The sequence below is a fragment of the Persicitalea sp. genome, assembly GCF_041751555.1.
In the GTDB taxonomy this organism is placed as follows: Bacteria; Bacteroidota; Bacteroidia; order Cytophagales; family Spirosomataceae; genus Persicitalea.
This window is the reverse complement of the sequence record NZ_JBGSXF010000755.1, coordinates 1-6,737: the sequence shown is the minus strand read 5'-3', so window position 1 is coordinate 6,737 and position 6,737 is coordinate 1. Positions and strand designations below refer to the sequence as shown.

General features: G+C 55.0%; 4 protein-coding genes. 3 read left to right on the top strand and 1 reads right to left on the bottom strand.

Going from position 1 to position 6,737, the window contains the following annotated elements; all coding sequences use genetic code 11:
- The 3 genes from ACEW8P_RS26365 to ACEW8P_RS26355 form a co-directional block, all read left to right on the top strand.
- Nucleotides 1-457: hypothetical protein (locus ACEW8P_RS26365; RefSeq protein ID WP_373516045.1), on the top strand; the 457-nt coding region annotated here is incomplete at its 5' end.
- 281 nt (nucleotides 458-738) lie between these two features.
- Nucleotides 739-1,521 (top strand): LytR/AlgR family response regulator transcription factor, encoded by a 783-nt coding sequence (locus ACEW8P_RS26360; RefSeq protein ID WP_373516044.1) that lies wholly within the window; start codon nucleotides 739-741, stop codon nucleotides 1,519-1,521.
- A 77-nt stretch (nucleotides 1,522-1,598) separates the two neighbouring features.
- Nucleotides 1,599-3,659, top strand: a complete 2,061-nt coding sequence (locus ACEW8P_RS26355) for an ATP-binding protein (protein WP_373516043.1) — start codon at nucleotides 1,599-1,601, stop codon at nucleotides 3,657-3,659.
- A 71-nt stretch (nucleotides 3,660-3,730) separates the two neighbouring features.
- Here the strand turns inward: ACEW8P_RS26355 and ACEW8P_RS26350 are convergent.
- Nucleotides 3,731-6,737 (bottom strand): reprolysin-like metallopeptidase (locus tag ACEW8P_RS26350; RefSeq protein WP_373516042.1); only part of this gene is annotated, 3,007 nt, incomplete at its 5' end.

Sequence of the window (6,737 nt, the reverse complement as noted above, 5' to 3'; positions counted from 1 at the left end):
TCCGGGCAAAGATTCGCTCAAAAAAAGCAACCACGACAAACCCGCTGACGATCCCTTCTATATTTGGTCGGGTTTATGTCAGGATACCTGGGCAGTGACCTTGAAGCACAAATCCGGTAACGTCGACCTTTCTCGCATGGGCAAAGTCAAATGGCGCAGCAAGCAATCGGGTTATCGAAATCTGCACGTCATTTTGAAACTCGCCGACGGTACCTGGCTGGTCAGTCAGCCGCTCGATCCGGCGTCTAGGGATTGGCGCGTGCGGGAGTTCAATCTTTCGGATATGACCTGGATGAGCCTCGATATAGAGTCGGTAGCGGAAATAAAACCCGTCGATAATCCTGATTTGACCAAAGTGTCAGAAATTGGCTGGACCGACTTGATGAAAGGAAATCGGTCGCTGGCCTGGTCGCGGCTCGATTGGATCGAGGTGAGCGGTTTTGCGGTTGGTGAGTGAGTCACCTAAGAATAAAAATGGGAGCTGTCGATCGACAGTCCCCGTGGGTGATGAACTACTAACTACTACTTGATCTTCACTTTCTTTGACGCGCATGGTACACAAGCCTGGACGGGGCAACATTCTTCCACCGGGCAGGTGCTTGATTTTCCAAAAAAATTACATTATTATAGAAAGCGACCCGAAGGGATTACCCTGATTCTTGTTGGAGGGTCATTTGCAACAAATAGCATATTTACTTGGTTTAGCTTGATGTTCACCCGTACTTACCTTCTCCCATCGTGAAAAAACGATTCATCGCGATGATCGTTGAAGACGATCCGTTGATCGTGGCGCAGTTGGAGGGCTTCCTGGACCAAACCGGGCTATTCGCCCCCCCCCGCGTGGCCAGCGACTGCACGCAGGCTATGACCCTGTTGCACGAGCAAGCCGTGGATCTGCTCTTCCTTGACATCGAGTTGCCCGATATGAACGGCCTTGATTTTCTGCGCACGTTTCCGCATCCCTGCCCAACGGTGGTCGTCTCGGCCTACCCGCGCTACGCGGTTGACTGTTACGATCATGACGTAGACGATTTCCTGAGTAAGCCCTTGAGCTATGCCCGCTTCCTGCGAAGTATCCGCCGCACGGTACTGCACACCCAGGCCGACATGCAGCGTGGCGATGTGGAGATTGCCCTAGCCCCCATGGCTTGTGACGCGCCTCCCCTTTCAGAGACGGCGGCACCCACGCACATCTATCTCAAGGCGGGGCATATCAACCAGCGCTTTGCATTTAGCGACATTCTGTATCTGGAGGCAGCCAATATTTACGCCAAGGTCATTGCCCAGAGCGGCACGACGGTGGTGTCTGACACCATTTCGGGCCTAGAAGCGCGGCTCAGCCCACACAATTTCATCCGGGTACATAAGTCCTACGTCATCAACCTGACGCAGGTGACGCGCTACAGTGCGAGAACAATCTGGCTAGAACAGCACGCGGTTCCCATTGGTCGCAAATACCAGAACGGCGTGCGGGAGTCGTTGCGGGAGGCTGTGGGGAGGGGGATATCTAGTTTTGAATGAATGAAATTAGTGAATGATAGGATATGCAGACGCCGACTAACATCTATTCACTTATTTCATTCTTGGCAATAAAAACTTTGTGGTTGTGGCTGTTTCTGGGATTATCTGGCTTTGCTTTGGGCCAGTCTGGGCAGGGTGTTTCGGAGACGAAGGACGACTCGGTCGCCCTGACTCTTGAGCGACAAATCGAGGCTGCCCGATCCGACACGGCTCTCATCGAGCCACTGCTACGGCTGTCGGGAATTCGGCTGTCGCAAAGTAGGCCCGAAGCGGCTCTTAGTCTGATACGGCAAAGCTGGCAATTGGCGAAGGAGTCAAAAAATCCGCTGTATCTGGGTCGGGTGTACAGCGGATTGGGTGCTTACTACGACCACCAAAAACGCCCTGGGCAAAGCGTTCGGGCTTTCGAGCGGGCGGTGTATTTTCTGCGTCAGGCCCGCGTCACCGCCGAAACCACCGAGGCCATGTACCAACTGGCCATGGGTTACGCTGACCAAACCGATCAGGCTCGGGCCGTACGGTACACCAACCAGTGCATCCGCTACGCCCGCCGGACCGGAAACAGCGGCTGGATAGGTTCCTTTTACGAGTTGTTATCCATCCTACACTTTCGGATCGGTGACCGGGAGGGTGTCTGGGATGACCTGATGGGTTTGAAAGCAGCCCTTCGCCAACATCCCTGTGCCTGGGATGAGTACCTCTACCACCAAACGGCCGCATACTGGTACGGAAAAAACGACCGCCAAAAATTATTTGCTCATATTAAAAAAACACTTGCGGCAGCCCAGCGGCTCGAATCGCGGATTCACGTCGTAGAGACCTGCGCGATGATCGTTTGCAATTACACCGAAGAGGATGCTTTCCCCCAAGCGCAGTACTATTTGTCTATGGGGTTGGGGGAGGTCGAGAAACACGCGGTTGCCTCCTCTTTTATTTATGTTTCTTCCAGTATTCTGCGCGAAGCGCAAAATCGTCTTCCCGAAGCTGAGGCCGATGCGCTGAAAGCGCTGCAGGTCGCGCAGAAGGTCGGTAGCCCTTTCAGCATCGAACCTGTGCTGGCCACTGTGGCTCGTCTTCAGGAAAAGCGGGGCAAATACAGGGCGGCGCTGGCCACTTATGAGGAGCTGGGAATGATGCGTGACAGCATCAAACAACTCGATCAGGCCAAAGCCATCGCTGCCGTCGAGTCAGAGTTATTAGTGCAGCAAAAAGACAGGGATCTTAGGCTGATGCGTCAGAACAGTCTCATTCAGGAACAGGCTTTCGAGCAGTCCCAGCTGAAAAAAAACTTTTACCTGGGCTTGGCGGCTTGCCTGACCCTTCTACTTTTCCTGATGTACCGCTTTACGCAACGAGACCGCTGGAATCTGCGGATTCTCAGTAAGCAGCAAGCTGAGATAGCGACCCAAGCCAAACGTTTGGAAGAACTCAATCAGGTAAAGGACAGGCTGTTCGAATTGATCGGCCACGACCTACGCGCCCCGGTAATTCACCTGAAACTCATCGTCGATCGCCTGGACCAGCCGCAGGAGTCGGCAGAGGAGCAGAATCGGCAGAACGACCATCTTCGCCGCACAATCGATACCCTTTACTACACCCTCGACAATCTACTCCATTGGGCCTCCACACAGCGGGAGGGTATCATCCTACAGCCAGAATGGGTTTCACCGGGCGATTTGGTGGCCGAAACCCTGGCCTTGTTCAAACCCGCGATCGAGGACAAACAGATCGACATCGACGTCGCTATCCCCGACGATTCCATCGTCAGAGCCGATGAAAGCCAGTTACAGATTGTGATCCGCAACATCCTGCACAATGCCTTGAAGTTCACTCCCCCCGGCGGTCAGATCCGGGTGAGTTTCCGTCAATCTGCGACGGAAAAAACGCTGTGCATTGCCGACTCCGGTGTTGGCATGGCCACGACCGACCCCCAAACAGTCGCTCAAAGCCCCGGCACTCTGGGAGAAAAGGGCACAGGGCTGGGGCTGCTGGTATGCGAAGAGTTTATGAAACGCAACGGTGGGCGGATCGAGATTCGAAGTGCGTCTGGTCAGGGAACATCGGTTTGCCTGGTTTTCCCTTGGGAGGAGTTGGCCTCGCCTGCCGAGGTGTATGTCCATGAAGTTAGTGTCCGGTAGGCTCAAAAAAAGTCGGCCCGGCAGGAAAACTCCTACCGGGCCGACGGGGTGTTTCGTGCGAGTATGATTGGCTATTCTTTGCGCACCCGAACCGTAGCCTGGCGGTTGGAGGCATCCACAGCCCGGATCAGGTAGATACCCGAAGACAGTCTTCCGAGCCGGAGCTCCACTTCGTTCAGCCCGGCGTTCAGGGTTTCAGTACGCTGCTGCAAAGCTTTCCCCTGCAAATCGACAACGCTGAAAGTAGTCTCACCTGCTTCGGGAGCAAGCACTTCCAACGTTACGGCATCTTGCACCGGGTTAGGGAAGGCTTTCAGCGACAAAGTCAATTCGCCCGTTTCTCCTACGCCTAGCCTTGCGGCCTTGCTTCCGCTGTTGCAGCCGCCCATCGTCGCGCCAAGTTTCATGTAGCGGTCAGCAATCTTCTGTGAGACGCACTGCTCCACACCATAGTAGCAGATCTTTACGTTCTGGCCCTTTGGCCCGCAACTGTTGTCGACGGGAGCTGTCACCGTCACGGTGTAGGTGGCCGTCTGGCAGTTGGCCGTTGGGGTGGCAGCATCACAAACCTGAATGCAGAAGTAGTAGGTACCCGCGGTAGCTGGGGCAGTATAGGTGTAGGCACCCGTGCTGGCATTGATTGTCAGGCTGTTGCCAATTGGAACCGTGGCACCGTTAGGGGGCGTGCAGTTGCCGAGGACAGAGTACATGTAGGGCGCCTTGCCGCCCGTTGGGCTGAGCTCGGTTGCGGCGTTGCCCGACTTGGACTGGTTGGTCGTGGCCGTCTGGGCAGCAGGGGCATTGATTGCCAGCTCGGGCGTGGTGTCGTTATCTTTAATTAAAATGGAAGCATCTTTCGCTGACTCGGAAATATCGTATTCCTCTTCGTCTATGAGGGTCAGGGTCAGGATCTCATCTTCATCATCGACATCGTCCTCGCCCGGAATCACGTATAAGTCGAAAGCCAATTCTCCAATTTCAAAGCTCACCGTGTCGGCAATGGTGAAGCGTGGATCGCCGGCGGCAGTGCCGGAGATCTCGAACCGCACCGTCAATTTTTCATCCGCATCCGTGCGTTCGAAGCGAAAAAAAGCAAAGCCAGTCAAGTCCTCCTCCTCGTCGGCTGCCAATCTGCCACCACCGGGAGGTCCCTCTGCGCCTTCCACGGCAATGGAGTCAGGGGCCGAAAGGCTTATGATGGGTACCCCTGCCTCATCTGTAATAGAAAAGTCGCTATTGGAGATATCGAAAAAGATATTGTTTACGGCCTCTATCTTAATACGGGCCGTCGTGGTGAGATTGTTGGGCAATGTCACAGATTCCGAGCCATCGTTGGGCGTGTCGGCTGCCAGCGTGAGCGGGAAGGTCTGACCGCCATCAGTCGAGAGCAGAATGTTGACATTGGCACAGTTCACGGGGGCGTTGTCGGAGTTGGCCACGTCCCAGGTGATGGTTTGCGCGGTATTGGCCGCATAAGAACCCGACAGGTTGGTCGTCTCTAGAAAAGGGCCCGAGTTGCCATCTATAGTCACGTTTACAGCACCGTAGGTTACGCCTCCATTGTTGTCGCGGACAGTCAGCCGCTGGGTGGTCACCACCCCCACCGAAGGCAGTTTGTCGCCCCTGGCCGTGTTGGTACCATCGAGGATAGCCGACAAGCGAGGGAAGGTTCGCGTGGGCGTGGCCACGGGTTCGTAACTCCGAAAGAAGGGGGCTTTCGACGGATCGAGCAGCGTGGAGGCAGTTGGCGTCTCCGTTCCGATGTTGGTGCCTTCCCAGGAGTAGGTGAGCGCGTCGCCTCCGTCGGCATCCGACGCCGTGCCCGTCAGAGCAAAAGGCGTGGATTTCGGAATGGTCATATCGCTGGTTTTCGAGCTGATGTCGGGAACGGAGTTCCCCGTATTCGTAGTTGTAAAGCACGTTCCTGTGGTGGCAATGAACACGGCTGCCTGGTCGTAGCTAACGGTGTGGAAATTCAGAAAAGGCTGGTACGTGTTTTCGTAGTTGTCATCATTGTCGTTGTCATCGCAGGTGAAGCCATAGCTCATGATGGTGGTTCCCGCACCCGGCTCGACCGATGTGGTTGCTTCGCGGGTGGTACACACCGGTATGACACTGTTGTAGCTATGCGACATACTGAACTGATGTCCCATTTCGTGGGCAATCAATTGATCGTCGAAAACGGGTGCGAAGGAACCGTCGCCCACGCCCGAAACTCCTTGCGCTTTACTGAATTCGTCGCAGACTGACGGGCTGCTGGCCAGCCCTCCCCCTGAACCAATGGCAGTACCCAGCACGTGGCCGATGTCGTAGTTCCCATTGCCGAGTAGCGCGTCCAACCGTGTTTGATTTTGTTCCAGCATCGCGTCCTGATCATCGTTGGTGTAGTCCGCCGGGTTGGTAGAAATGGCACTCTGATCGCTAACCAGCGTAAAAGTCACACTAAGTTCCTTTTGGTAAACTGCATCAATGCGGTTGACATACGCTACAAGCTTTGCAAAGGCGGTACTTACATCACCACCTCCACCTTGCGTTGATTGAACGAACTCATTGTCGGCCGCCATAGCCAGCCGAAAAACACGCCGTGCACTTCCAACATCATTAGGTCCCACAGCTATGCGGCCTCTGTTGGGCATTCCTTGAGGGAAAGCATCCTTCAAGGGCATGTCGATGACTCCACATTTGTTGCCCGGCCCCGTAGTTTGATCAGGCTTGGGCCTTTCGGCGTCACTGGCGAAGTAAACGCGGTACACCTGATCGGTCTTATCATTGGAAACCTTATCGTAGTAGGCCGCGTCACTGCCTATCCCCAGAATAATGGCATTGAAGCCCACGGAGGTAAAGCTGAGGCGGATGGTGTAGTTACGATGGGTTGTACCCCGGCCCGCATAGGTTTTGATCTCAGGGTGCCGGGCGGCGATGGTGGGGGCCAGGATAGGCGACTCGAACATTTCGAACGTTTCGGTTTGGCCATTGGGTAAGGGTATTTCCAAAGTCAGGGCGGAAGTCCGGCTGCTGAACTCGAGCGGTGCCTTGAGCAGGTGCTGCCGTAGCTGACTTTCTTTGATACTGTAAAGC